Below are 16,542 nucleotides of genomic sequence, written 5' to 3' on the forward strand. Positions count from 1 at the left end.
GCGTTCAGATCCCTACCGTGAAGCCGTTGGACCAGACCTGCATCTGCTGCACGATGCCGTCCCAGGCGCCGGTCAGCAGGAGCAGACCGGTCGCGATCATCATTCCGCCGCCGATCCGCATGACCCACACGTAGTGGCGCTTGACCCAGCCGAAGGCGCCGAGCGCCTTGCGGAAGGCGACGGCGGCGACGACGAAGGGCACGCCCAGACCGACGCAGTACGCGACCGTCAGTATGGCCCCGCGACCGGCGCTCGCCTGGTCGGAGGAGAGCGCCAGCACGGAGGCGAGCGTCGGTCCGATGCAGGGTGTCCAGCCGATCCCGAAGAGCGCGCCGAGCAGCGGTGCCCCGACCAGACCGGCGACCGGCCGCTTGTGGAAGCGGAACTCGCGTTGGGTCAGCCAGGGCATCATCCCCAGGAAGAACACACCCATGAGGACCATGAGGACGCCGAGCACCTGGGACATCGTGTCCTTGTGCTCCTGCAGGGTCGAGCCGAAGTAGCCGAAGAGCGCCCCGCCGGAGACGAACACGAGGGTGAAGCCGAGGACGAACAGCGAGGCCCCGGCGACCATCCGGCCGCGTCGCGCGTCGGCCAGGTCGGTGCCGCTGACGCCGGTGACGTACGAGAGGTAGCCGGGTACGAGCGGCAGTACGCACGGGGAGAAGAAGGAGACGAGTCCGCCGAGCAGGGCGATCGGAATGGCGAGCACCAGCGCCCCGTCGAGGACGGTCCGGTTGAGGTCGGTACCCGCGGCCACGAGAAGAGACACGAGCGGTCACTTCTCCGCGAGGATCGGCTTGAGCATCTTGCGCAGGTTGTCCTCGCTGAGCGCGGACAGCGACCGGGAGGCGACCTTGCCGTCCCGGTCGAGGACGAGCGTGGAGGGGATCGTCTGCGGGTTGAGCGTGCCCTTCTTGAAGCGGAGCATCAGCTTGCCCGTCGGGTCGTACAGACTCGGGTACTCGACGCCGTGCGCCTTCTCGAAGGCGAGGGCCGGGGTGGTGCTGGTGTCCCGGGTGTTGATGCCGACGAACTGCACGCCCTGGTCCTTGAGATCCTCGGAGACCTTGACGAAGTTCTTGGCCTCCAGGCGGCAGGGGCCGCACCAGGAGCCCCAGACGTTCAGGACGACGATCTTGCCCTTGTAGTCGGCGACGTCGAGCTGCTTGCCGTCGATGGTCTTGCCGGACAGCTCGGGGGCCTGTGCGCGGCTGCCCTTGCCGACCGTGGCGATGCCGTCGGAGCCGGTGACGAAACCGGTGTCACCCGACCCGCCGGACTTGCCTCCGGATCCGCACGCGGACAGGAGCAGCGCCGCGGCGACGGCCGCTCCGGTGGCTACGGCGGCGCGGCTACGGGTCCGGTCGGTGCGCTGGACGGCACGGCTGGCGGCACTCATGTGAAAAGTTTCGCATGTCCGTTCCGAGGATCTTGCGCACCCCCCTCGCGGGGTTCAGGCGGCCTGGTCCTGACCGAGGAAGGCCTTCCAGCCACCGGTCGGTTCCTCCCCCACGCCCAGGGTCCGCAGCTTCTCCAGGACGGCCGCGTCCTGCGCGTCGAGCCAGTCCACGAACTGGCGGAACGACACCAGGCGTACGTCCTTCTTGCCCGCGATGTGCTTCAGCGTGTTCTCGACGGCGTCCATGTAGATGCCGCCGTTCCATTCCTCGAAGTGGTTGCCTATGAAGAAGGGTGCGCGATTCGTCTCGTATGTACGCGTGAAGCCCGCTATGTACGATTCGGTCGCCTGCTTGCGCCAGGCCGGGTAGTTGGCGGGCGGGGCCTGGGTCGAGTTCACGGACTGGTTCGCGAGGATGTTGTAGTCCATGGAGAGGACCTCGAAGGTGTGCCCGGGGAAGGGCATCGCCTGGAGCGGCAGGTCCCAGACGCCCTCCTTCTTGCCGGGCCAGACCTGGGTGCCACCGGGCGAGGAGGCGTCGTAGCGCCAGCCCAGCTCGCGGGCGGTGGGCAGCAGGTTGTCCTGGCCCTTCAGGCAGGGGGTGCGGCCGCCGACGAGTTCCTTCTCGTAGTCGAAGGGCAGCGAGGGCACGTCCTTCTCGCTCCAGCCCGTGTTCGTACGCCACTCCTTGACGAACGCCTTCGCCTGGTCGATCTCGCTGCGCCACTGCGCCGGCGTCCAGTTCTCCACCGTGCCGGAGCCGCCGCAGAAGTGGCCGTTGAAGTGGGTGCCGATCTCATGGCCGTCGAGCCAGGCCCGCCGGACGTTCTTCAGCGTCGACTTGATGTGGTCGTCCGTCAGATAACCGATGTCGGAAGCGCCCGGCGCGTTGTTCGGCGGAAGGTACTTGCGCTTTTTCGACTCGGGCAGGAGATAGAGCCCGGAGAGAAAGAACGTCATTCGCGCGTCGTGCTCTTCGGAGAGCTTCAAAAAGCGCTCGAAGAGACCGTTGCCGACATCTCCCGCGCCGTCCCAGGAAAAGACGACGAACTGCGGCGGGGTTTCACCGGGTTGGAGGGGCACGGGCTTCTCGGGCTGCTTGGGCTGCTTGCCGGTGAAGGAGGTGGAGCCGTCGCCGAGGGGGCGGGCGGGGCGGGCGCTGCCGCTGTCACCAGGCTTTCCGGAACCGCCGACGTGGTGGGAGCCGCCGCCGAGAGCGGTGCCGCAGCCCGCGATCCCCATGGCCGCCGCGGCTGTGGCCCCGGCTCCGAGGCCCAGCATTCCCCTTCGGCTGATGTCGCGCATTTCCGTCCCCATTCGTCGTGCTCGGCGCCCAAGCAATCTGGACACGTAGTGAGAGGGCACGACGAAGAGGGGGGTTCCCCCGCACACTTAGATATTTCGGTGACTGTCCGATGGCGAAGTTGTGACGACGACGGGGGAACCGGGCGGCTCGCTCCGCGACGGGACGCGTTGTTCACCTGCGGGCCGGTGGGGGTTGACCGCGCCGTTCCCCGCGCCCCTGGGGGGAGGTGGCGGGGGCGGATATTCGGCTGCGGGCCCGTGGGGGCTGAGCGCGCAGTTCCCCGCGCCCCTTGAGGGTGGGTCGGTGGGGGCTGGGCGTGTGGTTCATCGCGCCCCTGAGATTCGGCTGCGGGTCGGTGGGGGCTGGGGCGCAGGCCCGCCTTTCAGGGGCGCGGGGAACTGCGCGGCCGGCCCCCACCGGTCCCGCACTGTGAGAACAAGCACGCCGGGCGCAGCCCGGGCCTTCAGAGGCGCGAAAAGCTACGCTCCGAACGCCTTCGACTTGCCCTTCGCCGGCTTCGCCCCGGCCAACAGATGCGCGGGCACAAGATCACGCGCAGGCTCCGTGTAGCCCACGGACACGATCTTGTCGCCCTGATACGTGAACGTGGTCAAAGACGCCAACGTGCACTGCCGCTTGCGCGGGTCGTGCCACAACCGCCGCCGCTCCACGAAGGACCGCACGATCCAGATCGGCAGCTGGTGGCTGACACACACCGCCTCATGCCCGCGAGCCGCGTCCCGCGCAGCGTCCAGCGCCCCCATCATCCGGACGACCTGCTCCAGATACGGTTCGCCCCAGGACGGCTTGAACGGGTTGACCAGGTGCTTCCAGTTCTCGGGATTGCGCAGCGCCCCGTCCCCGACCCCGAAGGTCTTCCCCTGGAAGACGTTCTCCGCCTCGATCAGCCGCGCGTCGGTCGCGAGATCGAGACCGTGCGTCTCGGCGACCGGCGTGGCCGTCTCCCGGGCCCGCTCCAGCGGGGAGGAGACGACATGCGTGATGTCCCGCGGAGCGAGGTGCTCGGCGACCCGCTCGGCCATCCGCTGTCCCAGCTCGGACAGGTGATACCCGGGCAGCCGCCCGTAGAGCAGCCCGTCCGGGTTCTCGACCTCGCCGTGCCGCATCACGTGTACGACGGTGATGTCACTCATACTGCCGTGGCCTCCGCTGCTGCCCGTGCCGCCGCCGGAAGGGCGTCGGCGATCCGCTGTACCGCCCGGTCGTCGTGCGCCGTCGACACGAACCAGGACTCGAACGAGGACGGCGGCAGGTAGACGCCCTGCGCCAGCATCGAGTGGAAGAAGGCGTTGAAGCGGTACGACTCCTGCGTCTTCGCGTCCTCGTAATGACGTACGTCCTCCCCCGTGAAGAAGACGGAGAACATGTTGGACGCGTTCTGCAGTGTGTGCACCACACCTTCCTTGGTGAGGGCGTCCGTGACGAGCGTACGGATCTGCCCGGAGACCGCGTCGAGCCGGGTGTACGCGGCGTCGTCGAGCAACCGCAGCTGCGCGAGGCCCGCGGCCGTCGCGACCGGGTTCCCGGACAGCGTGCCGGCCTGGTAGACGGGGCCGACGGGCGCGAGGTGCCCCATCACGTCCGCCCGCCCGCCGAAGGCCGCGGCGGGGAAGCCGCCGCCCATGACCTTGCCGAAGGTCATGAGGTCGGGCGCGACGCCGTCGACCCCGTACCAGCCGGCCCGGCTCGTACGGAAGCCGGTCATGACCTCGTCGGAGATGTACAGGGCGCCGTCCGCCGCGCAGGCGTCCTTGAGTCCCTGGTTGAAGCCGGGCAGCGGCGGCACGACACCCATGTTGCCGGGCGAGGCCTCGGTGATCACACAGGCGATCTCGCCGGGGTGCGCGCGGAAGGCCTCCCGTACGGCGTCGAGGTCGTTGTACGGCAGGACGATGGTGTCGCCGGCCTGGGCGCCGGTGACGCCCGGGGTGTCGGGGAGCGCGAACGTGGCCAGGCCACTGCCCGCCGCGGCCAGCAGGGCGTCGACGTGCCCGTGGTAGCAGCCGGCGAACTTCACGACCTTGGCGCGTCCGGTGAACCCGCGCGCGAGACGGATGGCGGACATGGTCGCCTCGGTGCCGCTGGACACCAGCCGGACCTGCTCGACGGGCTCGACGCGGGCGACGATCTCCTCGGCGAGCGCGACCTCGCCCTCGCCCGGCGTACCGAAGGAGGTGCCGCGGGAGACGGCGGCCTGGACGGCCGCGATCACCTCGGGGTGGGAGTGGCCGAGGATCATCGGCCCCCAGGAACAAACGAGGTCGACATACTCCCTCCCGTCGGCATCGGTCAGGTATGGACCGTTACCGGACACCATGAACCGGGGCGTACCGCCCACGGCGCGGAACGCGCGGACGGGAGAGTTCACGCCGCCGGGCGTCACGGCCGCCGCACGGTCGAAAAGAGTCTGCGAAACTGGGGCTTCGTACGGATAGCTCACACGGACCATGGTGTCAGAGGCTGCGAAGATCCTGCGGACAGGTGTTTCAACGCACGTTTCGGCGTGCGGCCGTGGGGGAGGTCACTGTCACGATGATCGGGTTGCGTGGCGGGGGTCGCGCGCCCTGGAAAAGCAGTCGGGTGGAGATATGCATCGCGGTGGCGGACTGGGCGAGGGGACCGATGACCTCGGTCCTCGGCGTGCCCGGCGGGGGAAGCACCGGCGCGAGGCGGAAGCGGCCGAGGCACGGCAGACTCAAGGCTCGCAGAGCGAACCTGAGCGGATCGACCCGTCCGCGCGTATGGACGGTATGGACTACACGGACCGCGGGGCAGACCAGCTCAGGCCAGGAAGCAGCGGGAATGGTGGCCGGGTGGGGGTGACCTACAAATACTTCGGGGCTCCGGACGGCGCGACCGCCGCCCGGGTCCCCATCTCCATGCGCCCGGAGGAGCTCGGCGGCGACGAGCTCGGTATGAACGGCATGTTCACGAAGATCAAGCCGGAGACGATGGCCGCGATGGTGCTGACCGGCATCGAGGGCATACCCCTGCACAAGGTGCCCCCGCTCGAACTGGTCGTCCTCCACCCGGACTACGCCGTCGTCAGGCTCCCCATGACGGTCGTCGACCCGCTCCGCGGCATAGGCGAGGAGGCCGTGGGCGCGGCAGCCTTCATCTGGTCGACGGTCCCGGACCGCGGCGGCCCCCGCGACGCGTACAACGTCTACCAACTCCTCCACGAATGGCAGGACTTCAGCCACCGCCTCCACGAGGCAGGCCACCAGCCGTACTGCCTGGTCTGGCCCTGACCGGGGCGTCCACCGGCAGTCAGAGCCCGCGGGCGTCCCGGACGAGGTGACCGACGATCTCCGTGGCCTGCTCCGGCCGCTCCTCGAACCAGTTGGTCAGGTACTCCCGGACGGCCTCCCCGACGCACATCCGTACGTCGGGGTTGCCCAGCAGCCCACGGGTGGATCCGAGGAACTCGGGGCGGTCGAGCTTCACCGACACGACCGCCTTGAGTCCCGCGCCGATCCGGTGCGCGCAGGGACCGGCGTCCGTCGCCGCCGGCAGCCCCCGCCCACGCGCGTACGCGGTGACCGCGACCGTCACTCCGTCACGGAAGCCGTCCAGGTGCGCGCCGCCCTCGGCAGTGGCGCCGCTGTTGGCGAAGCCGAGCGTGCGCTCCTCGCCCGAGCCGCTCCACAGGAGGGCCACCTCCATCGTCCCCGCCATCCGTGGGTCCTCCCGCTCGAATCCGATGACGTCCCAGCCCAAGGACATTCCGGTCTCCGCGTCGAGGGCGGCCACGAAGTCCCGTACTCCGTCCGGGTATCGGAACGAGACCGCCCGGGTCCCGCCCGCCGGGCGTTCGTCGGTCAGCGAGATGCGCAGGCCGCGGTTGAGGAAGGCCAACTGCCGGAACCGCTCCGCCAGCACGGCGAACGAACACTGCATCGTCTCGAAGATCCCGGTGTCGGGCCAGAACGCGATGGTCGTCCCGCGTCCCGCCGTCGGCTCCACGGCGGCGACGGTCGGGCCGACCTCGGCGCCGCACGCGTACTCCCGCAGCCGGTGGACGCCCTCGCACCGCACCTCCGCCGTCAGCCGGCTCGACAGCGCGTTGACGACGAAGAGCCCGACATTGAAGTGGCTCACCGTCACGCTGCGCCGACCGCTGGGCCAGTAGTCGGTGAGGAAGCCGGTCAGCAGCGCTTCGAGGCCCGGACCTCCGGTGTCCTCGTCGACCTCGAAGGGGTCCTGCGGCCCGTCGTCGGCCACCCGCACGCCGCCGTCGGCCGTGAGCGTCACATCGACGGAGCCGCACCGGCCGGCCAGGAACTGATCCACCGCCCGGCCGACGACGTCGAACACCAGGTGGTGCAGGCCGCGTTCGCCGATCGAACCGACGTACATCCCGGGCCTCTTACGAATGGCTTCCCGCCCGTCCAGCACCTCGATCCGGGCAGCGTCGTACCCCGTGCCGTCTCCAGTCATGGAGCCCCTCCCTCGACGTCCGGCAGACCTCTTCAGCCTAGGCCAATCCCGGCAAAACACCAGGTCAGAGCGGTTTCATCGAGGCCGCGGACGGGCCGGTGAGGCCCTGCCGAAAGCAAGTCGACCCCACGGCCGCCCACCACCCCCGAAGCGCCCCCAACCCCCCACCGAAGCCGCACAGCCCCCCACCCAGGCCACCCCCGAGCCCCCCAATCCGACCCACGGGCGCAGCCCCCAAGGGGCGCGGGGAACGGCGCAATCCGTTCGCTTTCAGGGGGCGCCGCCCCTGCTTTCAGGGGCGCGGGGAACGGCGCAGTCTTTTGCCTTCAGGGGCGCGGGGCTGTGTCGATATGCGGCTTCGCCGCGTGGGCGCGGCCAGCCCCCACCGGGCCCGCACCCCTGAGCGCACCGAAGCCACCCCCACCCCCACTCCAAAAACAACACCCCCCGCCCGCTTTGTCGTTCGAACGGCGCATTCGGGTGAATCAGGTTCACTGACCGGTTTTGGGGTGTTTACTATCTGGTTTCGTGACAGACGGGAAGCGCCGACCAGAACCAGCCGGCCACACCACCGACGTGGCCGTCCTCGGGGCCGGGCCGGCCGGGCTCGTGCTCGGCAACATCCTTGTGGACCGGGGCATCGACTGCGTGGTCCTGGAACGGGCCGAGCCCGCGCACGTACGGACCCGCGCACGTGCCGGATTCCTCGCGCCCGGCACCGTACGGACCCTGGACCGGCACGGTCTCGCCGACGGGCTGCATCGACGCGGACAACCGCACGGCGTCTGCGAGTTCCGTACCGGGGACGGCCGGTTCCGGCTGGACTACGGCGGGCTCGGGCAGCGGGAACGGCACACCGTCTATCCCCAACAGGACCTGGTATCGGACCTGTTGAGCCGGTTCCTGGAGCGCGGCGGACAGATCCGGTTCGGCACCGAGGCCGTGGCCGTGCACGACGCCGACAGCGAGCGGCCCGAGGTGGTCGCGCGCGAGGCCGACGGACGGCCCCTGCGGTGGCGGGCCCGGTACGTGGCCGGCTGCGACGGCCGGCACGGCGCGGCCCGCCGTTCCCTGCCGGCCGGCACGGTCCGCCACCACCGCGACCACGGCGTGACCTGGCTCGGTCTGCTCGCCGAGGCGCCGCCCAGCCTGGACGCCGTCGGCTACGCCGTCCACGAGCGCGGCTTCGCCGGACACATGGCCCGCACCAGCGACATCACCCGTTACTACCTGCAGTGCGAGCGCGGCACCCCGGCCGCGTCCTGGTCCGAGGAGCGGATCTGGGACGAGCTGGAACTGCGGATGCGGGCACGGGAGTACGGCCCGCTGCGCCGCGGGCGCGTCGTACAGCGGGCCGTCGTCGACCTGGAGTCCGACGTGCTCGAACCGCTGCGTCACGGCGCCCTGTTCCTCGCCGGTGACGCCGCCGGGCTGATCAGCCCGTCCGCCGCGAAGGGCGCCAACCTCGCGGTCCTCGAAGCCGCGGCCCTGGCCGACGCCCTGGCCGACGCCCTCACGCGCGGCGACCCCGCGGGCCTCGACGCCTACTCCGCGCGCTGTCTGACCCACATCTGGCGTGCGCAGGAGTTCTCGCACTGGATGATCGGGCTGCTGCACGGCCCGTCCGGCGCGGACGGCGAGTCGCTGTTCCACAACTCCCTGCGCCGCGCCCGCCTCACCTCGCTGCGCACGTCCCGCAGTCAGCAGGACTGGTTCGCCGAGCACTACGTCGGCATCTAGCCCGTCCCGCCCGTACGCAGCCGTCCCTGCGCAGCCCTTCCCACGCAGTCATCCGTACGCAGTCAGCCGAACCCCGGAATGAGGATCCACCCGTAGTGATCACGGCATTGTCGGGCGACATGTCCCGTCTGCGCGAGACGGTCGAATTCGTCAAGGAACAGGACACCGCCACCCTCCTCCCGCTGCTGCTCCCCGGGCTCGACGGCCCGGAGCTGCGCGCCCTGGCGGAGCGCTGCGCCTTCTCGCACGCGGCTCTGCTCGTCTTCCCGCCCGACGAGGCCGCGCTGTACGCCGCGCTCGCCGACTGCGGGCTCGCCGCGGACGCGCCGCCACGGCCCAGCGTCGTCGTACGCGAGCGGCTGGCCGTACGCCACCGGCGTTCCGCGGCGGAGCTGGACGTCGGCATCCTGCGCCCCGCGGTGCGCGGCCGGGACGGGACGCGGCGCACGGTCGAGGTGTTCGCGCTGACCGTGCCGCCGGGCTCGGACCTCGAAACGGTCGCCGCGCACGAGCGGGAGGGGCAGCGCGAGGCGCATGTCGCCTTCGAGGTCGAGGCACCGGACCCGTTGGTGCTGCGCGGCCTGTGCGCGGCCTTCGGGCAGTACGGCGCCACCCCCGACGGCGGCGGCTACAACCCGCACGAGGACGGCACGGTGTTCTACTTCGCCGCGCCCGCCGAGGCCAAGTCCGGCTACCGGCGCGTGGAGCTGTACGTGCCCGGCGACCACCGTGACGTCCTCGCCGCCCACCTCGACGACGTACACCGGGGGCAGCAGCACGCCGAGACCCTGCTGCGGCTGCTGACCGGGGCGTGGACGACCCAGGCGCTCACCGCGTTCGCCCGCCTGGAGGTGGCCGACGCGATGGACCGGGAGCGCGCCGTCGGCCTGGCCGAACTGGCGCGGGACGTCGGTGCCCTCGCGCCGAACCTGGCCACCCTGCTGCGCTACCTCACCATGCTCGGCGTGGTGAGCGAGGACCGCGACGGGTTCCGCCTCACGGACACCGGGGCGCTGCTGCGCGCGGACGCCGAAGGGTCGATGCGGCCGCTGGCGCTGATGTACGGGGGACCGTTCTACGAGTCCTTCGCCGGGCTCGGGCACACCGTGCGCACCGGACAGGTCGCCTTCGAGCAGCGCTTCGGCGAGAACCACTTCGACCACTTCGCCCGCGACCCCGAACTCGCCGAACTCTTCGACCTGTCGATGGCCGCCGGTGCCCGGATGTTCGACCCGCTGCCCGCGCACCCGGTCCTCGCCTCGGCGCCCGTGGGCGCCACCGTGGTCGACATCGCCGGGGGCAACGGGGAACTGCTCGGCCGGATCCTGTCCGCGCACCCCCGGCTGCACGGCCTCCTGCTGGAGCGCCCGCAGACCGTCGAGACCGCCCGCCGCGTCCTCGGCCGGGCCGGGCACGCGGAGCGGTGCACCTTCCTGCCCGGCGACTTCGCGGACGTGCCCGCGGGCTGTGACGTCTACGTCCTGTCCCGGGTGCTGCACGACTGGGACGACGACCGCAGCCGGGAGATCCTGCGCCACTGTGCCCGCGCGATGTCCTCCGCCGCGGATCTGCTCGTCGTCGAACGCGTCCTGCCCGCCGACGGTTCGGCCTCGCTGGCCACGGCGTGGGATCTGCACATGATGTGCAACGTCGGCGGCCGTGAGCGCCGGGCCGACCACTACGCCCGGCTGTTCACCGAGGCGGGCCTCACGCTCCTGGACCGCACCCCGCTGCTCCTGGACGGCACGGTCCTGCACGCCCGCCGCACCTGACACCAAAAGGATTGCGCCGTTCCCCGCGCCCATTCAGGGGCGCGGGGAACGGCGCAATCCTTCAAGGGGCGCGGGGAACGGCGCGACCGGCCCCCACGAACCCGCACTCTTGAAACGCACCCTAAGCGGCCAGCGCCACCGCGTCGATCGCCGGCACCCGCAGCACCCGCCACGCCGTGACCAGGCTCGTCCCCATCGTCACCGCCACGGCCACCGCCATGACCCCGAACCAGATCCCCAGCCCCTGGTCCGGCAGGACCGAGTCCGTGCGGACCGTGGTGAACGCGACGATCCCGGCGAGCGCGCCCCCCGTACCGAGGACGACGCCCATCACCGTGAGGACCAGGGACTCGATGCCCACCATGCCGAGGACCTGCCCCGGAGTCGCCCCCGCGAGCCGCTGCTGCCCGAACTCCTTGCGCCGGTAGGTGGTGGCCGCGTACAGGGAGTTGACCAGCATGATGCAGGAGAAGACCACGATGATGCCGACGACCGTCAGGTTGAGCGTTTCGAGGTTCTTCGCGTCGACCGACTTGGGTACACCCGCCGCGTCGATCGCGTCGTTCTCGGCAGCCTGCATGTAGAGGGTCGCGGTGGCCATGCCGATGAAGACGATCAACGGCACCATGACACCGGACAGTTGCGCCGCGCGCGCCCGCAGGCCGTGTACGGCGGGATAGCCGCTCGGTCCCGTCAGCGGCAGCCGGCGGAGCAGCGCCCGCAGCAGCCCCGGCGACAGGAGCGCGAGGCCGACCGAGAGCAGGATCGCGCCGTACGCGGGCGGTGCCATCAGCGCGGCGTCCGTCGACGACAGGGCGAAGGTGCTGCCGATCGACAGGCCGCCGAGGATCAGGGACCCGCCGACGAGGAACGCGCGCCCCCTGCCCCGGGACCGGCGCCGGCCGCCGGTCGCCCGGCGCACCGCGAGGAACGCCGCCCCCGCCGCCGCGAGCACCGTGATGCCGGGGCCCGAGTACTGGGCGATGGGTCCGAAGGTGTAGTCGACGGACTCGGCGACCTGCCCGGTGTCCTTGAAGACGTCCAGCAGGACCCGTCCGCCGAGCATCGCGGGACCGATGGCGAGCAGCGCGCCCACCAGGGCGACGGCCACCGCCTCCCCGACGACCATCCGCTTGAGCTGCGCGGGCGTGGCCCCCGAGCAGCGCAGCAGGTCGATCTCGGCGGAGCGCTGGCGCACGTTCACCGTGAGGGTGGAGGCGACGGCGAAGAACACCAGGAGGGTGCCGTAGCCGCCGACGACACCCGCCGCGCTGGACAGGGTGTCCGCGCTGACGGGGTCGACGCCCGACGCCCCGGCCGTGTCGTGCATCGAGTTGAAGGTCATGATGATCGCCGCGCCCAGGAAGGCGGACAGCAGGGTGGCGGCGAAGCGCCCGGGGCGCTGCCGTACGGAGCGCATGGCAAGGGTGAACATGGTGAACATCGCGCTCACGCCCCCGCCATCACGTCGTCGCCGAGGTGCGCGAGGCGCTCGGCCACCGCGTCCACGGTCGGCCGGCGCATCTCGCCCGCGAGCCGGCCGTCCGCGAGGAACAGCACCGAGTCGGCGTACGAGGCCGCGACCGGGTCGTGGGTCACCATGACGACCGTACGGCCGTGGCGGCGTACCGCGTCCTGGAGGAGCCGCAGGACGTCCCGCGCGCTGCGGGTGTCCAGGGCGCCGGTCGGCTCGTCCGCGAAGATCACGCTCGGTTCGGTCACCAGGGCGCGGGCGATGGCGACGCGCTGGCGCTGGCCGCCGGAGAGCTGGTCGGGCCGGTGGCCCAGGCGGTCGCCGAGGCCGACGGCGGTCAGAGTCTCCCGCACCCGGTCCCGGTTCACCCTGCGCCGGGCGAGCTTCAGCGGCAGGATCGTGTTCTGCGCGACGGTGAGCGTGTCGAGCAGGTTGTACTGCTGGAAGACGAAGCCGATCCGGTTGCGGCGGAACTTCGTCAGCTCGGCCTCGGTGCCGCCGGTCATCTCCGCGCCGTCGACCATCACGATGCCGCTGTCGGGCCGGTCGAGCCCCGCCGCGCACTGCAGCAGCGTGGACTTGCCGGAGCCCGAGGGGCCCATCACGGCGGTGAAGGTGCCGCTCGCCAGGCTGAGCGTCACCTCGTCCAGCGCGGTCACGGCGCTGTCGTCGCTCCCGTACGTCTTGCTGACCTTGACCAGCCGCAGGGCCATGTCGGCGGCGCCCGTGCCGTGGTCGCCCGTACTGTGCGTGCGTCGGTCGGTGCCGGTTCGGCGAAACATCGTCATCAGCCTCCGTCGGGCACGGTCCGCGCCCCGTGTCGGGCACCGCCGGTGCCCCCGCTGCCGGACACTTCCTGTGCCCCGCGAAAGACGCTACGGACAAGGGGGCGCGGGCACATTGGGCGCAGAACCCGTATCGGGGGGTGTACCCAGCGACACCCCCGCGGTGCGCCCGCCTCCTCGCACCGACCGCCGCTCCCCCACCACCCTTGCCGCAATCTCGCGGGTCGTTTACCTGGACTTCGCCGTCCGTACGCCTCCGCTTGCTTCCATCGCACACATGCCCACTCCTTACCGGCCCTCCTGAGGAGAGACATGACCGAACTGCTGAGTGGCATGAGCGTCGACTACAGCGACCACGACGACCCGGTGCTGATCCGCCCCGACGGCACCTCGGTGGACACCTGGCGCGAGAACTACCCGTACGCGCAGCGCATGGAGCGCGCGGAGTACGACCTGCACAAGCGGCTGCAGCAGATCGAGCTGCTGAAGCTGCAGGGCTGGATCAAGGAGACGGGGCGCCGGCTCGTCGTCGTCTTCGAGGGGCGGGACGCGGCCGGCAAGGGCGGCACGATCAAACGCTTCACCGAGCACCTCAACCCGCGCGGCGCCCGGGTGGTGGCCCTGGAGAAGCCGACCGAGCGCGAGCGCGGGCAGTGGTACTTCCAGCGCTATGTGGAGCATCTGCCGACCGCCGGGGAGATCGTGCTCTTCGACCGCTCCTGGTACAACCGCGCGGGTGTCGAGCGGGTCATGGGGTTCTGCTCGGACGACGAGTACCGCCGGTTCATGCGGCAGGCGCCCGGGTTCGAGCGGATGCTCGTCGACGACGGCGTGGACCTGGTGAAGTTCTGGTTCTCGGTGTCGCAGGGCGAGCAGCGCACACGTTTCACGATCCGCCAGGTCGATCCCGTACGGCAGTGGAAGCTCAGCCCGATGGATCTCGCCTCGCTGGACCTGTGGGACGACTACACCGCCGCGAAGGTCTCCATGTTCCGCGAGACGGACACCGAGCAGGCCCCGTGGACCGTGGTGAAGAGCAACGACAAGAAGCGGGCCCGCGTCGAGGCCATGCGCAGTGTGCTGGCCCGCTTCGACTACACGGACAAGGACCACGAGGTGGTCGGGGAGCCGGACCCGAGGGTCGTGGGCGAGGCGGCGACGCTCCTGGAGGAGGGCGAGGACGACGACCTGCTGGAGGGCTGGTGACAGCGTCCACCGCCCTCGGCGGTACAGCGGCCACCGCTCTCAGCGTCCACCGCCCTGCCGACCGACGGCCATGAAACAGGTCGGCCCCCTCTACCCCGCCCGGCCCGCGACGGTGAAGCCCGTCACCGAGCCGCCGCCCTCCCGGCGGCCGGCGAACGGTTCTCCGCCGTGCGCCGCCGCGACCTCGCGGACGATCGAGAGGCCGAGCCCGGAGCCGGGCAGGCTCCGCGCGTCCGGCGCGCGGTAGAAGCGGTCGAAGACCCGGTCGAGATCCTCCTGGGCGATACCGGGCCCCCGGTCCAGGACCTCGACCCGGACGGTGTCACGGTCGACGCGCGTCACGGCGAGCTCGATCGGCCCGCTCCCGCCCCGGTCGAACTTCGCCGCGTTGTCCACCAGGTTGGACATCGCCCGCTGCAGCGCCGCGGGCCGCCCGTCGACCACCGTGTCCCCCGAGACCCGTACGGTCACCGCCCGCGCCGTGCGCCGGCGCGCCGCCACCGCCACGTCGTCCGCGAGGTCGCCGAGGGCCACCCGCCGCGGCGGCTCGGTGTCGGACTGGCCGGCCGCCAGCGCGACCAGCTCGTTGACCAGGTCGGTCAGCTCACGTGACTCCTGCGCGAGGTCGTCGACCAGTTCCTCGCGGGCGGCGGGCGGCAGTTCGTCGATCCGGCGCAGGATCGAGATGTTCGTGCGCAGCGAGGTCAGGGGCGTACGCAGCTCGTGTCCCGCGTCCTGGACGAGGCGCCGCTGGTCGTCCTCGGACTGGGCGAGACGGCCCAGCATGCGGTCGAAGGACCGGCCGAGCCGGGCCACCTCGTCGTACCCGGCGACCGGCACCTGGATGCCGAGCCGCCCGGTACGCGCCACGTCCTCGGCGGCCCCGGCGAGCCGCACCAGCCGCGAGGTGATGCGCCGGGCCAGCCACCAGCCGAAGAGCCCCGCGGCGATCACCACGGCGCCCACCAGCAGCACGGTCCGCTGCTGCAGGTCGCGCAGCAGATCCTCCGTACCGCTGAACTCCTGCGCCACCTGCACCGCGCCCCGCCCGCCGCCGAGCGAGACGGTCGCGACGCGGTAGACGTCGTCGCCGACGTCGACGTCCCGGTGCTCCACCAGCCGCCCGGCGGCCTGCGCGGCGGCGATCGGACGGTCGGCGGCGTCCACGGGCAGCGGTGTGCGGCCCCGGTAGACGACGGATCCGTCCGGCCTCAGGACCTGGACGACCGTGCCGCTGGGCCGGACGAGTTCGCCGCGCGGGCCGCCGCCCGCGCCGGCGGTGGCGAAGTCCGCGGGCCCCAGCGGATTGCGGCGCACCTCGTCGAGCAGATCCTGTACGACGCCCTCGAACACGGTCTGCTGGTCCACGCGCACGAGCCGGGCGGCGGCGTCGTACGACAGGAACCCGACGAGGACGGTGACGGCCGCCGCGACGGCCGCGAACGACACCGTGAAGGTGGTCCGCAGCGACGACAGCCGGGCCCGCGCCACCCACCGCCCGAACCGGCCCGGCCGGCCGGTCCGCACGCCCGTGGGCCGCACTCAGTCCTCCCTCAGCACGTACCCCACGCCCCGCACGGTGTGGATCACCGACGGCACGGCGGCCGAACCGGGCGCGCCGGCCGCGCCCGGCCCGTCGAGCTTGCGCCGCAGATAGCCGACGTACACGGCGAGGTTCTTGGAACCTGGCCCGAAGTCGTATCCCCAGATGCGGTCGTAGATGGTGGTGTGGTCCAGGACGATGCCCGCGTTGCGGACGAGCAGTTCCAGCAGGTCGAACTCGGTGCGCGTCAGCTCGATCTCGCGCGGGCCCCGCCAGACCCTCCGGGCCTGCGGATCGAGGCGCAGCCCCGCGGCGGCGATCTGGCCGTCGGGCGCGCGCTGCTGTTCGCTGGGTACGTCGTCGGGGGCGCCCGTGCGCCGGAGCAGGGCCCGGAGCCGGGCGAAGACCTCCTCGACGTCGAAGGGCTTGACCACGTAGTCGTCGGCGCCGGCATCCAGGCCCGCGATGCGGTCCGCGGTCTCGACGAGCGCGGTGAGCATCAGGATGGGGGTGCGGTTGCCTTCGGCGCGCAGGACGCGACAGACCTGGAGGCCGTCGATGCCGGGCATCATCACATCGAGAACGAGCACGTCAGGAGGGGTGCGGTGGGCCTGCGCGAGCGCCTGGACACCGTCGGCGACGGCGGTGACCTCGTATCCCTCCAGGCTCAGGGCCCGTTCCAGGGCGTGGCGGATCGCGCGGTCGTCCTCGGCGAGCAGCAGATTGTGGGGCACGGGACCAGTCTGCCAAGCACTTCTGTACGTACTACCTGATGAAGGGGGGTTACGGCCGGGCCTCTTACCCGGCTCTCACCCCGCCGGGACCGGTGGCTTACCTCGCCCAGCCACTGTGT

14 protein-coding genes are annotated in these 16,542 nt (G+C 71.4%); 4 read left to right on the plus strand and 10 right to left on the minus strand.

Going from position 1 to position 16,542, the window contains the following annotated elements; translation table 11 throughout:
- Nucleotides 1–4: 4 nt before the first annotated feature.
- From ACZ60E_RS30505 to hemL, 5 genes are all read right to left on the minus strand, one after another.
- Nucleotides 5–772: a cytochrome c biogenesis CcdA family protein gene (locus tag ACZ60E_RS30505; protein WP_469444592.1), complete on the minus strand. Its 768-nt coding sequence runs from the start codon at nucleotides 770–772 to the stop codon at nucleotides 5–7.
- A 6-nt stretch (nucleotides 773–778) separates the two neighbouring features.
- The gene (locus tag ACZ60E_RS30510) at nucleotides 779–1,402 is read right to left on the minus strand and encodes a TlpA family protein disulfide reductase (RefSeq protein WP_384806169.1); all 624 of its coding nucleotides are present in this window, start codon (nucleotides 1,400–1,402) and stop codon (nucleotides 779–781) included.
- A gap of 54 nt (nucleotides 1,403–1,456) precedes the next feature.
- Nucleotides 1,457–2,707: a polysaccharide deacetylase family protein gene (locus ACZ60E_RS30515; RefSeq protein WP_469444594.1), complete on the minus strand. Its 1,251-nt coding sequence runs from the start codon at nucleotides 2,705–2,707 to the stop codon at nucleotides 1,457–1,459.
- A 480-nt stretch (nucleotides 2,708–3,187) separates the two neighbouring features.
- Complete coding sequence (locus tag ACZ60E_RS30520; RefSeq protein ID WP_384806173.1) at nucleotides 3,188–3,862, minus strand: histidine phosphatase family protein; 675 nt, start codon at nucleotides 3,860–3,862, stop codon at nucleotides 3,188–3,190.
- Nucleotides 3,859–5,178: a glutamate-1-semialdehyde 2,1-aminomutase gene (gene hemL, locus ACZ60E_RS30525; RefSeq protein WP_384806175.1), complete on the minus strand. Its 1,320-nt coding sequence runs from the start codon at nucleotides 5,176–5,178 to the stop codon at nucleotides 3,859–3,861. The genes ACZ60E_RS30520 and hemL overlap by 4 nt, the downstream gene beginning before the upstream one ends.
- A gap of 139 nt (nucleotides 5,179–5,317) precedes the next feature.
- On the opposite strand from hemL, the gene ACZ60E_RS30530 reads away from it, so the two are divergent.
- Nucleotides 5,318–5,980, plus strand: a complete 663-nt coding sequence (locus tag ACZ60E_RS30530; RefSeq protein ID WP_384806177.1) for a hypothetical protein — start codon at nucleotides 5,318–5,320, stop codon at nucleotides 5,978–5,980.
- Nucleotides 5,981–5,999: 19 nt separating this feature from the next.
- On the opposite strand, the gene ACZ60E_RS30535 is transcribed toward ACZ60E_RS30530, so the two are convergent.
- Nucleotides 6,000–7,169 (minus strand): DNA topoisomerase subunit B, encoded by a 1,170-nt coding sequence (locus ACZ60E_RS30535; RefSeq protein ID WP_469444597.1) that lies wholly within the window; start codon nucleotides 7,167–7,169, stop codon nucleotides 6,000–6,002.
- A gap of 576 nt (nucleotides 7,170–7,745) precedes the next feature.
- On the opposite strand from ACZ60E_RS30535, the gene ACZ60E_RS30540 reads away from it, so the two are divergent.
- Both ACZ60E_RS30540 and ACZ60E_RS30545 read left to right on the plus strand, forming a co-directional pair.
- Nucleotides 7,746–8,909, plus strand: a complete 1,164-nt coding sequence (locus ACZ60E_RS30540) for a 4-hydroxybenzoate 3-monooxygenase (protein ID WP_469444657.1) — start codon at nucleotides 7,746–7,748, stop codon at nucleotides 8,907–8,909.
- A 95-nt stretch (nucleotides 8,910–9,004) separates the two neighbouring features.
- Nucleotides 9,005–10,681 (plus strand): methyltransferase, encoded by a 1,677-nt coding sequence (locus ACZ60E_RS30545; RefSeq protein WP_469444599.1) that lies wholly within the window; start codon nucleotides 9,005–9,007, stop codon nucleotides 10,679–10,681.
- Nucleotides 10,682–10,802: 121 nt separating this feature from the next.
- On the opposite strand, the gene ACZ60E_RS30550 is transcribed toward ACZ60E_RS30545, so the two are convergent.
- Together ACZ60E_RS30550 and ACZ60E_RS30555 are read right to left on the minus strand one after the other, a co-directional pair.
- Complete coding sequence (locus ACZ60E_RS30550; RefSeq protein WP_469444659.1) at nucleotides 10,803–12,116, minus strand: FtsX-like permease family protein; 1,314 nt, start codon at nucleotides 12,114–12,116, stop codon at nucleotides 10,803–10,805.
- Nucleotides 12,117–12,130: 14 nt separating this feature from the next.
- A complete protein-coding gene (locus ACZ60E_RS30555; RefSeq protein WP_384806181.1) occupies nucleotides 12,131–12,943 on the minus strand; it encodes an ABC transporter ATP-binding protein in 813 nt (270 codons plus the stop codon).
- Nucleotides 12,944–13,252: 309 nt separating this feature from the next.
- On the opposite strand from ACZ60E_RS30555, the gene ppk2 reads away from it, so the two are divergent.
- A complete protein-coding gene (gene ppk2, locus ACZ60E_RS30560) occupies nucleotides 13,253–14,146 on the plus strand; it encodes a polyphosphate kinase 2 (RefSeq protein ID WP_384806183.1) in 894 nt (297 codons plus the stop codon).
- Between the two features lie 90 nt (nucleotides 14,147–14,236).
- Here the strand turns inward: ppk2 and ACZ60E_RS30565 are convergent, their stop codons facing one another.
- The gene (locus ACZ60E_RS30565; protein ID WP_469444600.1) at nucleotides 14,237–15,688 is read right to left on the minus strand and encodes a sensor histidine kinase; all 1,452 of its coding nucleotides are present in this window, start codon (nucleotides 15,686–15,688) and stop codon (nucleotides 14,237–14,239) included.
- Complete coding sequence (locus tag ACZ60E_RS30570) at nucleotides 15,689–16,423, minus strand: response regulator transcription factor (protein ID WP_385838597.1); 735 nt, start codon at nucleotides 16,421–16,423, stop codon at nucleotides 15,689–15,691.
- Between the last annotated feature and the right edge of the window lie 119 nt (nucleotides 16,424–16,542).

The organism is Streptomyces sp. NPDC102514, assembly GCF_055584525.1.